Origin of the sequence: Pseudomonas sp. Bc-h (assembly GCF_002080045.1) — a bacterium.
GTDB lineage: Bacteria > Pseudomonadota > Gammaproteobacteria > Pseudomonadales > Pseudomonadaceae > Aquipseudomonas.
This window is the reverse complement of record NZ_MUIN01000003.1, coordinates 383,037-398,435: the sequence shown is the minus strand read 5'-3', so window position 1 is coordinate 398,435 and position 15,399 is coordinate 383,037. Positions and strand designations below refer to the sequence as shown.

General features: G+C 59.6%; 17 protein-coding genes and 1 other RNA gene. 7 read left to right on the top strand and 11 right to left on the bottom strand.

The features are described 5' to 3' along the window. Positions 1–123: 123 nt before the first annotated feature. The 6 genes from BWR59_RS06605 to BWR59_RS06580 all read right to left on the bottom strand — a co-directional run bounded on the left by BWR59_RS06605 (position 124) and on the right by BWR59_RS06580 (position 7,470). Positions 124–1,740: an iron ABC transporter permease gene (locus BWR59_RS06605; protein WP_081564899.1), complete on the bottom strand. Its 1,617-nt coding sequence runs from the start codon at positions 1,738–1,740 to the stop codon at positions 124–126. 217 nt (positions 1,741–1,957) lie between these two features. Next, positions 1,958–2,959, bottom strand: coding sequence for an extracellular solute-binding protein (locus BWR59_RS06600; protein WP_081564822.1), 1,002 nt, complete (start codon positions 2,957–2,959; stop codon positions 1,958–1,960). 93 nt (positions 2,960–3,052) lie between these two features. Next, positions 3,053–4,273 (bottom strand): 2-octaprenyl-3-methyl-6-methoxy-1,4-benzoquinol hydroxylase, encoded by a 1,221-nt coding sequence (locus BWR59_RS06595; RefSeq protein ID WP_081564821.1) that lies wholly within the window; start codon positions 4,271–4,273, stop codon positions 3,053–3,055. Between the two features lie 49 nt (positions 4,274–4,322). Next, the gene (gene ubiH / locus BWR59_RS06590; protein ID WP_081564820.1) at positions 4,323–5,510 is read right to left on the bottom strand and encodes a 2-octaprenyl-6-methoxyphenyl hydroxylase; all 1,188 of its coding nucleotides are present in this window, start codon (positions 5,508–5,510) and stop codon (positions 4,323–4,325) included. Beyond that, a complete protein-coding gene (gene pepP / locus BWR59_RS06585; protein WP_081564819.1) occupies positions 5,507–6,841 on the bottom strand; it encodes a Xaa-Pro aminopeptidase in 1,335 nt (444 codons plus the stop codon). Before pepP ends, ubiH begins: the two co-directional genes overlap by 4 nt. 77 nt (positions 6,842–6,918) lie before the next feature. Then, positions 6,919–7,470 (bottom strand): YecA family protein, encoded by a 552-nt coding sequence (locus tag BWR59_RS06580; protein WP_081564818.1) that lies wholly within the window; start codon positions 7,468–7,470, stop codon positions 6,919–6,921. A gap of 149 nt (positions 7,471–7,619) precedes the next feature. On the opposite strand from BWR59_RS06580, the gene BWR59_RS06575 reads away from it, so the two are divergent. The 4 genes from BWR59_RS06575 to BWR59_RS06560 all read left to right on the top strand — a co-directional run bounded on the left by BWR59_RS06575 (position 7,620) and on the right by BWR59_RS06560 (position 9,090). Further along, positions 7,620–7,829, top strand: a complete 210-nt coding sequence (locus BWR59_RS06575) for a TIGR02449 family protein (RefSeq protein WP_062379587.1) — start codon at positions 7,620–7,622, stop codon at positions 7,827–7,829. Next, on the top strand, positions 7,826–8,143 hold the full coding sequence (locus BWR59_RS06570; protein ID WP_081564817.1) for a cell division protein ZapA: 318 nt from the start codon (positions 7,826–7,828) through the stop codon (positions 8,141–8,143). Before BWR59_RS06575 ends, BWR59_RS06570 begins: the two co-directional genes overlap by 4 nt. Before the next feature lie 31 nt (positions 8,144–8,174). Then, positions 8,175–8,353: non-coding RNA, 6S RNA (gene ssrS / locus BWR59_RS06565), on the top strand. A 134-nt stretch (positions 8,354–8,487) separates the two neighbouring features. Next, positions 8,488–9,090 (top strand): 5-formyltetrahydrofolate cyclo-ligase, encoded by a 603-nt coding sequence (locus BWR59_RS06560; RefSeq protein WP_143490783.1) that lies wholly within the window; start codon positions 8,488–8,490, stop codon positions 9,088–9,090. Between the two features lie 52 nt (positions 9,091–9,142). Here the strand turns inward: BWR59_RS06560 and BWR59_RS31895 are convergent, their stop codons facing one another. After that, positions 9,143–9,292, bottom strand: a complete 150-nt coding sequence (locus BWR59_RS31895; protein ID WP_143490776.1) for a hypothetical protein — start codon at positions 9,290–9,292, stop codon at positions 9,143–9,145. 195 nt (positions 9,293–9,487) lie between these two features. Between BWR59_RS31895 and BWR59_RS06555 the strand changes: the two genes are divergently transcribed. Then, on the top strand, positions 9,488–9,937 hold the full coding sequence (locus BWR59_RS06555; protein WP_081564815.1) for an EVE domain-containing protein: 450 nt from the start codon (positions 9,488–9,490) through the stop codon (positions 9,935–9,937). A 122-nt stretch (positions 9,938–10,059) separates the two neighbouring features. Here BWR59_RS06555 and BWR59_RS06550 read toward each other — a convergent pair whose 3' ends face one another. Continuing rightward, complete coding sequence (locus BWR59_RS06550) at positions 10,060–10,470, bottom strand: flagellar basal body-associated protein FliL (protein WP_081564814.1); 411 nt, start codon at positions 10,468–10,470, stop codon at positions 10,060–10,062. A gap of 135 nt (positions 10,471–10,605) precedes the next feature. Here BWR59_RS06550 and BWR59_RS06545 point away from each other — a divergent pair, with 135 nt between their 5' ends. Beyond that, positions 10,606–11,583, top strand: coding sequence for an NADPH:quinone oxidoreductase family protein (locus BWR59_RS06545; protein ID WP_081564813.1), 978 nt, complete (start codon positions 10,606–10,608; stop codon positions 11,581–11,583). 72 nt (positions 11,584–11,655) lie between these two features. Here BWR59_RS06545 and BWR59_RS06540 read toward each other — a convergent pair whose 3' ends face one another. Together BWR59_RS06540 and BWR59_RS06535 are read right to left on the bottom strand one after the other, a co-directional pair. Next, entirely contained in the window at positions 11,656–12,291 is a 636-nt protein-coding gene (locus BWR59_RS06540) for a TonB family protein (protein ID WP_143490775.1), read from the bottom strand. Continuing rightward, the gene (locus BWR59_RS06535; RefSeq protein WP_081564811.1) at positions 12,288–12,689 is read right to left on the bottom strand and encodes an energy transducer TonB; all 402 of its coding nucleotides are present in this window, start codon (positions 12,687–12,689) and stop codon (positions 12,288–12,290) included. Before BWR59_RS06535 ends, BWR59_RS06540 begins: the two co-directional genes overlap by 4 nt. Before the next feature lie 261 nt (positions 12,690–12,950). On the opposite strand from BWR59_RS06535, the gene glpT reads away from it, so the two are divergent. Continuing rightward, entirely contained in the window at positions 12,951–14,300 is a 1,350-nt protein-coding gene (glpT, locus tag BWR59_RS06530; RefSeq protein ID WP_081564810.1) for a glycerol-3-phosphate transporter, read from the top strand. Positions 14,301–14,490: 190 nt separating this feature from the next. Here the strand turns inward: glpT and BWR59_RS06525 are convergent, their stop codons facing one another. Next, positions 14,491–15,165, bottom strand: coding sequence for a gamma-glutamylcyclotransferase (locus tag BWR59_RS06525; RefSeq protein ID WP_081564809.1), 675 nt, complete (start codon positions 15,163–15,165; stop codon positions 14,491–14,493). Positions 15,166–15,399: the final 234 nt, after the last annotated feature.

The window sequence follows — 15,399 nt, the reverse complement described above, 5'->3', positions numbered from 1 at the left end:
GGTCGTCAAATCAACGGCAAATCCCCCGTGACTTGGGGTCTGGAGCTTTTGCTAATTTGCGGAATTGTCTGACAGACCATGTCGATTGCGGCGCATTGTAGCCGCAAGGTTGTGACCCCGCACCTAGGCGATCGGTCTGGCCGAACGTCTGATTAGGCCAATTACCGGTAGTAAACCGACCATGACCAATGTCAGCGCCGGTAAAGCGGCTCGCGCCCACTCCCCTTCACTGGTCATTTCGAAAATCCGCACCGCCAGCGTGTCCCAGCCAAACGGGCGCATCAGCAGCGTGGCGGGCATTTCCTTGAGCACATCAACGAACACCAACAACGCGGCGCTCAGGGTGCCGGGAATCAGCAGCGGCAGATAAATCTTGAAAAACAAACGTGGCCCGCTGACGCCCAGGCTGCGCGCCGCTTCAGGCAGTGACGGGCGAATCCGCGACAGGCTGTTTTCAAGAGGCCCGTAAGCGACCGCGATGAACCGCACCAGATACGCCAGCACCAGCGCTGCCAGGCTGCCGAGCAACAGCGGCTTGCCTGCGCCACCGAGCCAACTGGATAACGGCACCACCAGCTCGCGATCCAGATAACTGAATGCCAACATGATCGACACCGCCAGCACCGACCCCGGCAGCGCATAACCGATGTTCGCCAGGCTCACCCCCATGCGGATGGCACGGGTCGGTGCCAAACGACGGGCGAACACCAGAATCATCGCCACGCTCACCGTGACCAAAGCCCCGATCCCTCCCAGATAGAGGGTGTGCAGGATCAGGCCGGTGTAGCGTTCGTCCAGATCGAAGCGTCCGCGTTGCCAAACCCAGACGATCAACTGCAACAGCGGAACCACGAACGCGCAAGCGAACACCAGCCCACACCAGCCAGTGGCCGCGACTGCCTTGATGCCGTGCAGGTGATACAACGCCTTGACCCGTGGCCGCTCGTTGCTCGCACGGCTGGCGCCACGGGCGCGATGCTCCCCATACAAAACCAGCATCACCGCCAACAGCAGCAGACTGGCGAGCTGCGCTGCACTGGACAGGCTGAAAAACCCATACCAGGTCTTGTAGATCGCAGTAGTGAAGGTGTCGAAGTTAAACACCGACACAGCGCCGAAATCTGCGAGGGTCTCCATCAGCGCCAACGCGACGCCAGCACCGATGGCCGGTCTCGCCATCGGCAACGCGACGCGCCAGAAGGCCTGCCACGGAGACTGGCCGAGAATCCGCGCCGCCTCCATGAGGCCTTTGCCCTGAGCGAGAAACGCCGTGCGTGCCAATAGGTAAACGTAGGGGTAGAAGACCAGCACAAGAACCACGATAACGCCGCCAGTGGAGCGCACGCGGGGAAAGCGTATGCCAGTGCCAAACCAATCGCGCATCAGCGTTTGCACGGGCCCTGCGAAGTCGAGCAGGCCGACGAACACGAACGCCAGCACATAGGGCGGAATGGCGAACGGCAGCATCAGCGCCCAGTCCAGCCAGCGTCGACCGGGGAATTCGCACAGTGCAGTGAGCCAGGCGAGACTCACCCCCAGCAGCGTCACGCCAACGCCCACGCCGAGCACTAATGTCAGGGTATTGCCCAGCAGGCGCGGCATCTGGGTTTCCCACAAATGCGACCAGATTTCGTGATCGATGGTCTGCCAGGAAAACAGCAGCACGCTCAGTGGCAGAAGCACCAGTGCGGCGATCGCGAAAACCAGGGGATACCAGCGGCGCTGGACGGGATGGGCCAAGGGGGTGTTCTCAACGAAAAAGATGCAGCTTGCCAATTCACTCGGCGTCAGGTGCGAGCGCCAATTCCCGTGGGAGGGAGCTTGCCCGCGAATCGCGGAGTGTCAGTCAGCATTCATTTGTCCGACCCAGCGCATTTCGCGAGCAAGCTCCCCTTCCAAAGTGCTAGGTCGATTCGAGTGCTGCGTTACGTCAGTCAATCTGTGGCAACTGTGTAGTTCAATTCCAGCCAACCCGATCCATCATGCGAATTGCCTCGGCCTGACGTCTCCCGGCGATCTCGACCGCAATGGTGTCAGCCTTGAACTCACCCCAGCTCGCCACTTCTTCAGACGGCGGGACTTTCGGGTTGGCGGGGAATTCCTGGTTGGTACCGGAGAATATCGTTTGCGCCTCAGGGCCAGTCATCCACTCGACCAGTGCCTTGGCGGCATCCGGATGCGGCGCGTACTTGGTCAAACCAATACCGGACAGATTCACGTGTACACCGCGATCCGACTGGTTCGGCCAGAACAGGCGCACGGCCAGATCGGGATTCTGCTTGTGCAGGCGACCGTAATAGTAGGTGTTGACGATGCCGACGTCGCATTGGCCAGCGTTGATTGCCTCAAGCACCGCGATGTCATCGGAGAACACGTCGGTGGACAGGTTGTTGACCCAGCCCTTGAGAATCTTCTCGGATGCCTGGGCGCCATGGGTTTCGATCAGCGTGGCGGTCAGCGACTGGTTGTAGACCTTCTTCGCCGTGCGCAGGCACAGACGCCCTTCCCACTGCTTGTCGGCGAGTGCTTCGTAGGTGGTCAGCTCTTCGGGTTTTACCCGGTCGGTCGAATAGGCGATGGTCCGCGCACGCAGGCTCAGACCCGTCCAGCTGTGGGTCGAGGAACGATATTGCGCGGGGATGTTTGCGTCGATAACGGCAGACGTGAAGGGTTGGAGGATGCCCATCTGCTCGGCTTGCCAAAGGTTGCCGGCGTCGACAGTCAGCAGCAGGTCGGCGGTCGCGTTCTCCCCCTCGGCCTTGATGCGCTGCATCAGCGGCGCTTCCTTGTCGGTGATGAACTTAACCTTCACGCCAGTCTTGGCGGTATAGGCATCGAACACCGGCTTGATCAGCTCGTCGATACGGGAGGAGTAAACCACAACTTCATCAGCGGCCTGGGCGGTGCTGCCGAGCACGGCCAATGCCAGGGCAGCCAGAATACGCTTCCTCGCCAGCATGCGGGGGCCTCGTCTTTGAGAAATGAGGCGAAATGGTAGTGAATCGCATCAACGAAGTCCGGCCCGAGCCGTTACCAGATGTTGCAGGCTTGATTACAGCCTCGCCAGCTCCGGCAAATCTCCCGTGAGCCCCAGCGCCTGGCGCACGAACATCGCCTTGGCTTCCGCTGACTGATCGACCATTTTCAAGCCGGTATTGCGCAACCAGCGAACCGGCAACGGATCTGCCTGAAACAGTCGCTCGAAACCTTCCATTGCCGCCATCAACGCCAGGTTGTGCGGCATGCGACGGCGTTCGTAGCGGCTGAGCACTTTTGGATCAGCCAGTCGTTCGCCGCGCTCGACCGCACTGTGCAGCACTTCGGCCAGCACGGCGGCATCAAGGAAGCCCAGATTCACGCCCTGCCCGGCCAGCGGGTGAATGGTGTGCGCGGCATCGCCAATGAGCGCCAATCCTTCAGCGACATAGCGCTTGGCATGACGCTGACGCAGCGGCACACACAAACGCGGATCAGCAGAGATCACCTGCCCGAGACACCCCTCGAAGGCCTTCTCAAGCTCGCGACAGAAGGCATCCTCTTCCAGCTTCATCAGCCGCTCGGACTCAGCAGGCGTTACAGACCAGACGATGGAACACCAATGCTCACCCTCACGCTCAAGGGGCAGAAAGGCCAGAGGGCCGTCATCGGTGAAACGCTGCCAGGCAGTCTTCCGGTGGGAATCTGCCGTGCGCACGCTGGTCACGATGGCGTGGTGCATGTAGTCCCATTCGCGGGTGGCGGTGCCGGTCATGCGCCGGACTGTGGAATTGGCGCCATCAGCAGCGACCACCAGCGGCGAGCGCAAGGTGCGGCCATCCGCCAGAGTCAGCAGCCAGTCATCACCGGAACGGCGCATCTGCTCCAGCCGCGCGTTGGCCAGAAGGCCGATATCGCAGTCGTGCAGACGCTCGATCAACGCATCCTGCACCACGCGGTTTTCGACGATATGGCCGAGCACCTGGGCATGCACGCTCGACGCGGAGAAATGCACCTTCCCCGTGCCGCTGCCATCCCACACATGCATCTCGCCATAAGGGCTGACGCGCCGCGAGACGATGCCGTCCCAGACGTTCAGACGTTCGAGAATACGCTGGCTGGCTGCGGACAACGCACTGACCCGCGGCTCGAATACCGCGTTCTGGTCAAACGGCTTGACGCTTAACGGGCTGCCATCGACCACAAGAATGTTCAGCCCGCTGTTTTGCAGCGCCAGCGCCAATGCGCTACCGACCATTCCGGCCCCGACAATCAGCAGATCTGCGCGCGTTTCCATGCTTTAAATCGTTCTCGGCTGTGGCAACGGCCACGTGTGAAAAGAGGGGTTAGACATCAGCCCGCGTTCCCAGCCCCATGGCCTGCCGGGCGAACCAGCTCTTGGCCGAGGGCAGCAGGTCCAGGCCGAGCAAGCCAATATTACGGCCGGCAGTGATTGCCGGCTGCTGGCTGCCGAACAGCCGGGTGACCTGATCGGAAAAGCCCACGGTAAGTTTTTGATCCAGGTACTGACGGTCGCGGTAGGCCTGCAAAGTTGGCAGATCGCCGGGCATTGCGTCACTGGCGAGCAGCGCTTCGGCCAACGATGCCGCATCGCGCAACGACAGGTTGAAACCCTGGCCTGCAATCGGATGCAGGCTGTGCGCGGCGTTGCCCAATACGACCAGGTTAGACCTCACCTGCTCTTCGGCCTCGATCAACGACAGCGGGTAGGTATGACGCACACCGACCTGCTTCAACGCGCCGAGGCGATAGCCAAACACGCCCTGAAGCTCAGTCAGAAAGCTGCGGTCGTCCAGCGCCATCAGGCGTTTTATTTCCTCGGGCTTGCGAGTCCACACCAGCGCGCAGCGATTGTCAGGCAATGGCAGCAATGCCATCGGGCCTTCGTCGGTGAAGCGCTCGAAAGCTTGACCGCAATGCGCCTCGCCCGGCGTGATGTTGGCGATCAATGCGCTCTGGTCGTAGGGAGTGGTTCGAACGCCGATGCCCAGTTGCTCGCGCAAACTCGAACGGCCGCCATCGGCGAGCACCGCCAGGTCGCAATCCAGTTGGGTTTCATCGTTCAGGGTCAGGCGGTATCCGTCGTGCAGCGCCCGCATCTGTTTCACTTCGGCAGGCACTCGCCAACTGATCACATCTTTATCCAGCCCTTGCCACAGGCATTGGCCGAGCCAGGCGTTTTCAACCACATAGCCCAGCGCAGGCACGCCTTCCTGCATTGATGACAGACGCGCGGCGCCGAACCGGCCTTTATCGGACACCTGAATCTGCAGGATAGGCTCGGCACGACGGCTGATCTGCTGCCACAGGCCGAGGCGTTCGTAGATCTGTCTCGCGCCAAAGGACAGCGCCGAGGATCGTGCATCATAACTAGGCTGGTAGGTGTCGCCCGGCGCGAAAGGCTCGATCAGGACGATTTTCCAGCCCCGTGCCTTGGCGCCAGCTTGCAACGCCAACGCCAGGCTCGCGCCCACCAGACCGCCACCGACGATGGCCAGATTGAAGCGGCTCATGCGGCTTCAGTTCGCGCAGCAGCCATCAGGGCCTCGATTTCAGGAACTGACTTGGGCACGCCACCGGTCAGGATTTCACAGCCTTTTTTGGTCACCACGACATCGTCCTCGATTCGTACACCGATCCCGCGCCATTTCTTCGCGACGTTCTGATTGTCCGGCGACACATAAATACCCGGTTCGACGGTCAGCGCCATGCCGACTTCCAGCACACGCCACTCACCACCGACCTTGTATTCACCAACGTCGTGCACGTCCATGCCGAGCCAGTGGCCGGCGCGGTGCATGTAAAAAGCTTTGTACGCCTCGGCGGCGATCAGTTCATCGACCTCGCCCTGTAGCAGGCCCAGTTCCACCAGCCCGGCAGTGATTACCTGAACCGTCGCCTCATGAGCCTGGTTCCAGTGGTTACCCGGTTTGATGGCGGCAAACGCTGCTTCCTGAGACCTCAGCACCAACTCATAGATCGCTTTCTGTTCAGCGGAAAACTTGCCGCTGACCGGAAACGTTCGGGTGATGTCGCTGGCGTAACAGTCGATCTCGCAACCGGCATCGATCAACACCAGATCGCCGTCCTTGAGCGGTGCATCGTTCTCTTGATAGTGGAGGATGCAGGCATTGCGGCCCGACGCGACGATGGAGCCATAGGCTGGCATCTTTGCCCCGCCCTTGCGGAACTCGTAGTCCAGCTCGGCTTCCAGGCTGAACTCGTAAAGCCCGGCGCGGCTGCTCTGCATCGCACGAACGTGGGCGCGTGCAGAAATCTGTGCGGCCTCTCGCATCACTTTCACTTCGGCCGCCGACTTATACAGACGCATGTCGTGCAGCAAGTGATCCAGCGCAACGAACTCTTTCGGCGGTTGCGCGCCCAGATGGGCCTTGGAACGGATGACGTTGATCCACTCCATCACATGGCGATCGAACTCGGGATTGTTGCCCATCGACGAGTACACCCGATCACGACCCTCGATCAGGCCGGGCAGAATGTCGTCGATGTCGGTAATGGGGAAGGCGTCGTCGGCGCCGAAATCACGAATCGCCCCGTCCTGGCCGGCGCGAAGCCCGTCCCAAAGCTCGCGCTCGGGATTGCGCTCGCGACAGAACAAAACATATTCGCCATATTCGCGACCGGGAATCAGGACGATCACCGCTTCAGGCTCAGGGAAGCCGCTCAGGTACTGAAAGTCGCTGTCCTGGCGGTACACATGTTCGACATCACGATTTCGAATGGCCACCGCAGCCGCCGGCAGAATGGCGATGCTGTTGGGCTCCATCTGCTCCATCAAGGCTTTGCGACGACGGGCGTATTCGGCTTTCGGGATATGGATCATGGGCAAGGACGGTCCTCCGGGTGAGTGCGCAGGTCGCCAACGCAAAGGAGGACGACCGGATCGGCGACGACAGGCAATCAGTGCAAAGAAGGCTTCGCTTCAGGTTCCGCTTTCTTGTTGAACTCGGTGAACAGCAGCAGCGGCGCGACGCGCAGGTACTCCATGACTTCCATGTAGTCGCTCTCGCCGTCTTCGGACTCGTCCAGCGCATCCTGAATCTGCGCGATGGCCGCCAGATCCTGCAACACGTCCCGAGCGTCTTCGCTCAGCGACTGACCGCCGACACGGGCGAAACCGTTAAGGAAACCCTGACACCACTGGCCCATCGCGGTCGTCCGCGCAACCAGAGGGTCATCGTCACCGGGCAACAGCAGCACAACGGTCATGTCGTCGCCGGTCAATTCGTTTTTCACCATTTCCTGCAAACCGATCAGGGCCTGGCGCACGTTGGCTTCAGGCTCGGTTTCCAGCAATAGCTTTGCGTCTTCGATCCAGTCATCTGCGTCGAAGCCTGCGCCTGCGCAACTGCGGCCCAGCAGCAGGCCGTGCAGCTCGGCGGGGGAGACTGGATGACCACTGCTTTCGAGCAAAGTGGCGAATGCGTTGTACGGGGAATTCTGATTAGGCATGGGCAACTAGGCGCCAAGCGGCGCAATGTCTAGAATGAAGGCCTTGTATCGTAGCACCGGCAGACGCGCCCAAGCTATCCGGCGATATTCGAGGCGAGTCCCGACCCCAGCTCCTGCACCACTCATCTGAAAGTAATCAGTGGAAAACAATGGAAGACAACGACCTGCAAGCGCTGATGGCTCGACTGGAGTTATTGATCAATCGTGTCGAGCAACTAAAAAGTCAAAACGGACTCTTATTAGCTCAGGAAAAAACCTGGCGCGAGGAACGCGCTCACCTCATCGAAAAGAACGAAATCGCCCGGCAAAAGGTCGAGTCCATGATTTCGCGCCTCAAGGCCCTGGAGCAAGACTCATGAGTAATGGCAACAGCATCACCGTGCAAATTCTCGACAAAGAGTATTCGATCATCTGCCCTCAGGAAGAGCGCACCAATCTGGTCAGCGCCGCGCGTTATCTGGACGGCAAGATGCGCGAGATCCGCAGCAGCGGCAAGGTCATCGGCGCCGACCGTATCGCGGTGATGGCCGCGCTGAACATTACCCATGACCTGTTGCACAAACAGGAACTGCCCGAAGCCCAGGCCAGCGGCTCGACCCGCGAGCAGGTGCGCGATCTTCTGGACCGCGTGGACCTGGTCCTTGCCACGGATGAGCCAAAAGCACAAGGCTGATTGTTGCGACATGATTCGGTATACTTGCCACCGCTCCCTGGAGTGCTTGCCAGTCGGTCATGTCCCTGAGCCGATACGCACAACCACGGGGGTTGCACGTTGGGGTTGGTGTGCATGTCCGCTCGACGGAAAGCCTTAAAGCCTCCTGCAATCTCCACCTTGAACTTTCGGGTTCAAGGGCTACACCGACAGCGGTTCGTCGGGGAGTCTCAAATTCTCAAACCATTGCCAGACGTCCTGTCTGGCGGTGGAAATGGGGCGGCCATCGTGAATCAACCTGATCCCCCGGCCCCTCTTCCAAATCGCACGGACCCGCCTGCATGACTTCTTGTGGCGCCGCTTCCCTGAACGATTCCTCTGCACTTTCCCGCCCACAATTGCGTCGTCTTCTACGCAAGGCTCGTCGTGCGCTCAATCGCGCAGAACAGCGACAGGCGGCACAGGGTCTGTACCGTCAACTCGCGCAAAATCCACTTTTCCGCCGTGCCCGGCATGTTTCTCTGTACCTTCCGATGGACGGTGAAATCGATCCGCGCTTGCTGCTGCGCGAAGCTCAACGTCGTGGGAAAAAGACTTATCTGCCGGTGCTCAGCGCCTGGCCCCGAACCAAAATGGTGTTCCAGCGCGTGCGGCCGGGGGAGAGATTCCGGCCCAACCGCTTCCGGATTCCCGAACCGCGCATCGATGCCAGAAAACAACGCAAGATCTGGGCGCTGGACCTGATCCTGATGCCGCTGGTGGGCTTCGACGATCAAGGCGGGAGGCTGGGGATGGGCGGCGGATTCTACGACCGCAGCCTGGCCTATCAGGCGCGTCGAAAAGCCTGGCAGAAACCGGTGTTGCTCGGTCTGGCCCACGAATGTCAGAAAGTCGAGAAGCTGGCTGTCGCCAGTTGGGATGTACCGCTGCAAGGAACGGTGTCGGACAAGCGTTGGTATTTGGCGTGATGGCGTAGCGATTTTTTGCAGCAGCCCGGTAAGCCGGGCTGCCAGCGCTGAATCAGCGGCGAGGCTGTTGCTGTTGTTGCTGGGTGATTTCAACCGGCGCATCGGCCTTGGCGGACCACAGCCCCTGCGCGTATCCGGTGGTGACAATGCCCAAGCCGAACAAAATGACCAAAATCCATAGTAAATCCGGCTTGCGTTGCATTGATTGCCCCCCTTTGGCAAACCAAAAACTAGCGTTCGCGACTTGTTTCTGTAGGTCGCGTAACGGTGTAGCCCTGAAAATCCCGGCATTCTGCGGTAACGTGAACCAACACGCAAATACTGGCGTCAGCCGACTGTCGGTTTGTCATGAAAGCGTAGGACAACCTGTCCAGATCTCATTCAGGAGCCTTAGAAAATGGCCTATTGGCTGATGAAATCCGAACCCGACGAGCTATCGATCAGCGGCCTGCAAAAACTCGGCAATGCCCGTTGGGACGGGGTTCGCAATTACCAGGCCCGTAACTTCCTGCGAGCCATGGCGGTCGGCGACGAGTTCTTCTTCTATCACTCAAGCTGCCCTGAGCCAGGTATTGCCGGTATCGGAAAAATCACCGAAGCGGCCTACCCTGACCCTACCGCGCTGGACAACAAGAGCCACTACTTCGACGCCAAGGCCAGTAAGGACAAGAATCCCTGGACTGCCATCGACGTCGCTCATGTCGAAACCTTTTCCAAAGTACTGGGCCTGGGCTACCTGAAGCAGCAGGCTGCACTGGAGCAACTGCCGCTGGTGCACAAAGGCAGCCGACTGTCAGTCATGCCGGTGACGGCCGAGCAATGGGCTGCAGTACTGGCGCTGCGTTAAAGCCTTAACGCAACTCACCTTTGGAGCGGCACAGCTTGCCGGCGGTGGCGTCTTCGAAATCGCTGCCGACGGCAAGCCGGACGACCACAGGACACTCGCCCCGGGTCGCTGGATAGCTGGCTTTACTGAGCAATAAAGTTATTGAACAGCAGGTCTTCAACCACAGGCTGGCCGGTTTCCTGACTGAGCACTTGCTGGGTCTGCTTCAGGGCCTCCTGACGCAGTTTTTCCTTGGCGTCGACGTTGCCCATGCTGTCGACCGTCTGCTGAGTGAACAGCGCAACCAACTGGTTACGGATCAGCGGTTCGTTCTGCTTCACCAGTTTTTGCGCATCGGCGCCCTTCACTCGCAGCGCTACATCCGCTTTGTAGACGTGCAACTTCGGGCTGCCATCCAGCGCGTAGTTGCCCACGAACGGCGGGGTCAGCGCCACATAGGAAACCTTGTTCGGGTCTTCCTTTTCACCACCCTCTTCGGCCATCGCCACAACCGGTGCCGACAACGCCAACAACATCAGAATCCACGCTTTCACAGTCCACTCCTCAATCCGGTTCGCGCCATAGCTTACTAAAGCTTATGCACGCCTATCAGGCAGGGGCATGCTCATTGACCCCACAACCTCTCTACCTACACTTATCGGCCATCACAGGAAAAGGAATAGCCCCCGATGAAAGCCGTGCTCTGCAAAGCCTTCGGCCCCGCCGAAAACCTGGTGCTGGAAGACATTCCGACGCCTGAACCCAAGAAGAATGAAATCCTGCTGGACGTGCACGCGGCCGGGGTCAACTTCCCCGACACCCTGATCATCGAGGGCAAATACCAATTCAAACCACCCTTCCCGTTTTCTCCAGGCGGCGAAGCGTCCGGCGTGGTCTCGGCGGTGGGCGAAAAGGTCAGCCATCTTAAAGTAGGCGACCGGGTCATGGCTCTGACCGGCTGGGGCAGCTTCGCCGAGCAGATCGCCGTCGCGGGCTACAACGTCCTGCCAATTCCCGAGGCGATGGACTTCACCACGGCAGCTGCCTTCAGCATGACCTACGGCACCTCCATGCACGCGCTCAAACAGCGCGCCAACCTGCAACCTGGCGAGACCCTGCTGGTGCTGGGCGCGTCGGGGGGCGTGGGCCTGGCCGCAGTGGAAATCGGCAAGGCCATGGGCGCCCGCGTCATCGCCGCCGCGAGCTGCGCCGACAAACTCGACGTCGCGAAAAACGCCGGTGCCGACGAACTCATCAACTACAGCGAAACCAACCTCAAGGACGAAATCAAACGCCTCACCAACGGCAACGGCGTCGACGTCATCTACGACCCCGTCGGCGGCGACCTCTTCGACCAGGCCATCCGCTCCATCGCCTGGAACGGCCGCCTCCTCGTCGTTGGCTTCGCCAGCGGCCGCATCCCCGAACTGCCGGTGAACCTCGCGCTATTGAAAGGCGCCTCGGTCGTCGGGGTATTCTGGGGTTCGTTTGCGCAGAGACAACCGCAGGACAACGCAGCGAACTTTCAGCAGTTGTTTACATGGTTTGGTGAAGGCAAGTTGAAACCGCTGGTATCGAAGGTTTATCCGCTGGAACAGGCTGGGGAAGCGATTGATTCGTTGGGGCAAAGGAAGGTGGTTGGGAAGGTGGTTGTTGGGGTTAGGTGATCGACCATCGAATTCCCCTGCCCTGAAGCAGGGGCGTTCACATACAAGGCTGTCTCGGGGTGCCGGTATCACTTACAAACGCCCACGTATCACCTCCGGCAGCAGCTCCAGATACTTCAACTCCGGATTCTCCCTACATTGGCTCAGGATCTCCGGCATCGCATTGACGAACTGATCGGAGATGGCCTGATCGGCTGCAAACGACAATTTCTCCTTATGCGCCTTGCGGGCAAGCAGTTGCCGGGTGTGGCGGAAGGTGGGGATTTCGACGAGGTCTTCATCGGGTAACTTCTGCTGCCGATATTCGACCTCTTTGTTCAGCCGTGCACATGAGAGCGAACGAATGCGGCTGCGCATCCGTGCCATCAATTCACGACTATCGCCCGTGGCGGCAAAGTAGATATCCGTTTGCACAGCAATAATGGCCGGGGTTGCGTCGGTGACTGCCCAAGGTTTGAGACGCCAGCGGGACGCCGCGCTGCTGGCTGATTCCGCGAACTCACGATAGGAGCTTTTCAACACTTGAATATCACTGATCGAACCATCGTTATGGGCGTTGAACGCCAAACGAACCACTCCAGAGATACCGGCTCTGTACAAACTGGAGGGGTACTTGGCAGAGGGTTGTATGTCGTATTCCAGTTTCATTTCATCAGCCTGGGCGACGGTACCACCACTCATGGCAAGCCATAAAAGAAGTCCTTTCAAATCTCTCTCCTTTCCCAGGAAAAACGCATCCGCAACCGGCGCTCGCGTGGTTCTTCATCGAAGATGACATGCACGCTTTCGCCAATCTCGGCGGGCATGTCTGCACTCACCTCCCAAGGTTTGAATCGCCATCGTTTGACGGCTGAAAGCGTGGCATTTGCCGACTGCTGATCGGTCTGTTCGACGAGCATGACGTTACGTACCGAACCGTCGTGATGGATGTCGTAGTTCACCCTGACGCTGGAGAACGATTTCCCCCCACGCAAGCCGGAGGGATACGCCGGGGAAACGTACCGATCAAACTGGGGATGAGTTCGTTCGCCTGCCGACGCTCCCTCGATCATCAGCGCGCAAAGCCCGATTACAGGCACCAAACCCCAAAATACTTTCACGTTCACCTCGACGCCTCACGCTCTGCGGCAGATGGTTGCGATGCTACGGGGCAGTGGAATCGCCGATAAGGTTATCGATTCCGGCTCTCAAGTAGGACGGATCTGAAAGAACGAACACCGAGATACACATTTACGCCATGTTCGTAATCCAACACGCCAAATCGCCTGAATCCGGGCCTTTTACTGATGAGAAGGCTTCCTATTTTCTGTAATGAAAATGTAATATTCGGTTTCGCATAACAATATAAAAACCCTTGGAGTGTCTCGATGTTTGCCTTTTTCCGTCCTGCCGCGCATCAGGCCCCGCTGCCTGAAGAGCGCGTCGACAGCACCTACCGCCGCCTTCGCTGGCAGATCTTCGCTGGTATTTTCTTCGGCTACGCGGGGTACTACCTGCTGCGCAAGAACTTCTCCCTCGCCATGCCTTACCTGATTGACGAGGGTTACACCCGAGGTGAGTTGGGCCTGGCGATTTCCGCGATTGCCATTGCCTACGGGCTGTCCAAGTTCCTGATGGGGCTGGTGTCCGACCGTTCCAACCCGCGCTATTTCCTGCCGTTTGGCCTGCTGGTTTCGGCGGCGGTGATGTTCGTGTTCGGTTTCGCGCCTTGGGCGACGTCGAGCGTGACCATCATGTTTATCTTGCTGTTCATCAACGGCTGGGCGCAGGGCATGGGCTGGCCGCCAAGCGGACGGACGATGGTGCACTGGTGGTCGCAGAAAGAACGCGGTGGCGTGGTGTCGGTGTGGAACGTGGCGCACAACGTCGGCGGCGGCCTGATCGGCCCGCTGTTCCTGCTGGGCCTGGGTTGGACCAACGACTGGCACGCGGCGTTCTACGTACCTGCGGCCGTTGCCCTGTTCGTGGCGCTGTTTGCGTTCATCACCATGCGTGACACCCCTCAATCCGTGGGCCTGCCGCCGGTTGAGGAATACAAGAACGACTACCCGGAAGGTTACGACGCGAGCCACGAAAAGGAATTCAGCGCCAAGGAAATTTTCGTCAAATACGTCCTGCGCAATAAAATGCTCTGGTACATCGCGCTGGCGAACGTCTTCGTTTATCTCATACGTTATGGCGTGCTGGACTGGGCGCCGACCTATCTGAAGGAGGCCAAGCATTTCGACGTCGACAAGACCTCGTGGGCGTATTTCTTCTATGAGTGGGCGGGTATTCCGGGGACGCTGCTGTGCGGCTGGATGTCGGACAAGATCTTCCGCGGCAACCGTGGTCTGACCGGCATCGTGTTCATGCTGCTGGTGACCGTCGCAACGCTGGTGTACTGGCTCAACCCGCCGGGCAACCCGACGGTCGACATGATCGCGCTGATTTCCATCGGGTTCCTGATCTACGGCCCGGTGATGCTGGTCGGTTTGCAGGCTCTGGAACTGGCACCGAAAAAGGCCGCCGGCACTGCCGCAGGCTTTACCGGTCTGTTTGGTTATCTGGGCGGTTCGGTCGCGGCCAGTGCGCTGATGGGCTACACCGTGGACCATTTCGGCTGGGATGGCGGCTTCGTGATTCTCGTGGCGTCCTGCCTGCTGTCGATCGTGTTCCTGGTGCCGACACTGCGACATACGCGGGTGGCGAGTCAGTCGCGTGAGGCGACGGCGTAACGACGTGACTTTCGCTCTGGAGCAGCACGGCTTGCCGGCGGTAGCGATCATGAGAACAACACCGCCGGCAAGCCCTGCTGCTACAGGACTTGTGATTACCGAGATATCAGGTTTAACACGTACCCCTGAGGGGGCAAGCTTGCTGGCGCCCACAATTGAGCTGTGTTCGCGCATAACGCCATGCAGCGGATCAAACCGCCAAAAATACAGGCCGACACCGATTGAACCGCTCTTCAAGCGTTACGTCGGGCATCGCATGGTGGCGGAGGGCGTGGATCGTCTGCTCGACGTATTCATGTGTGGTGCCGTAACGGCCGGCAGCGCTGGCCAGGACCTGGGTAAGGACGCTGTCGGGCAGATTCCCGGCGTAGCTGGGCAGATGCCGCTCCAGCACAAACCCCAGAGCCTGCACCTTGGTGCCGTCTTCGAGGCGGCAACTGAGCCAGTGCGGGCGATACGACGGAAACGGCATTTCCCGCTGCCACAAGGCGAGCAGTGATTCGTCGAGGTTGTCGTCAGGCAATCGATAGGCGAACCCGCTGCAGGAGCCGCCCCGATCCAGACCGAACACCAGCCCTGGCTGCTCGGGCGTACCGCGATGTTCATGAGACCAGAGATAGAGGCCACGGTGATAACCATGCACCCGACCGCGCTGGCGCTCTACGGCAGTGCATTCGGGGCGCCAGATCAATGACCCGTACGCAAACAGCCAGACAGGTCCACCTTCGTGGCGAGACATGGTGGCGTGCATGGAGGCGAGGAGTTGTTCACGTGTCAGTTTCGGTCCCAGATCGATGACCGGCGGGTAAGCCAGTCCCAAACCATCATGGACGGCCGCCACCAAGCTATTGATTTGATTCCCCATCTGGCTTCCTTCCGACCCGATCAAGGTCAGCGTAGCGCTCAATACATTTAAAACAGGTCGTGCACAGCAGGCGCTTTCAAGACACGACTACTCGCTTATCAGACTCAACCATGACGCGATCCGTCACGCGAGAAAAGCAGCCTGAGCCCGATATGCGATGCAATTAGCACTCCGTGCCCTGTGCCGCCCGGCAGGACGCGGCTTACAGCGCCATGACCACTTGTCGGTTGCCCG

Bases quoted from the DNA above. Each gene is read 5' to 3' on its own strand.
- BWR59_RS06600 (WP_081564822.1), bottom strand. From the start codon at position 2,959: ATGCTGGCGAGGAAGCGTATTCTGGCTGCCCTGGCATTGGCCGTGCTC.
- BWR59_RS06595 (WP_081564821.1), bottom strand. From the start codon at position 4,273: ATGGAAACGCGCGCAGATCTGCTGATTGTCGGGGCCGGAATGGTCGGT.
- ubiH (WP_081564820.1), bottom strand. From the start codon at position 5,510: ATGAGCCGCTTCAATCTGGCCATCGTCGGTGGCGGTCTGGTGGGCGCG.
- pepP (WP_081564819.1), bottom strand. From the start codon at position 6,841: ATGATCCATATCCCGAAAGCCGAATACGCCCGTCGTCGCAAAGCCTTG.
- BWR59_RS06580 (WP_081564818.1), bottom strand. From the start codon at position 7,470: ATGCCTAATCAGAATTCCCCGTACAACGCATTCGCCACTTTGCTCGAA.
- BWR59_RS06575 (WP_062379587.1), top strand. From the start codon at position 7,620: ATGGAAGACAACGACCTGCAAGCGCTGATGGCTCGACTGGAGTTATTG.
- BWR59_RS06570 (WP_081564817.1), top strand. From the start codon at position 7,826: ATGAGTAATGGCAACAGCATCACCGTGCAAATTCTCGACAAAGAGTAT.
- BWR59_RS31895 (WP_143490776.1), bottom strand. From the start codon at position 9,292: ATGCAACGCAAGCCGGATTTACTATGGATTTTGGTCATTTTGTTCGGC.
- BWR59_RS06555 (WP_081564815.1), top strand. From the start codon at position 9,488: ATGGCCTATTGGCTGATGAAATCCGAACCCGACGAGCTATCGATCAGC.
- BWR59_RS06545 (WP_081564813.1), top strand. From the start codon at position 10,606: ATGAAAGCCGTGCTCTGCAAAGCCTTCGGCCCCGCCGAAAACCTGGTG.
- glpT (WP_081564810.1), top strand. From the start codon at position 12,951: ATGTTTGCCTTTTTCCGTCCTGCCGCGCATCAGGCCCCGCTGCCTGAA.
- BWR59_RS06525 (WP_081564809.1), bottom strand. From the start codon at position 15,165: ATGGGGAATCAAATCAATAGCTTGGTGGCGGCCGTCCATGATGGTTTG.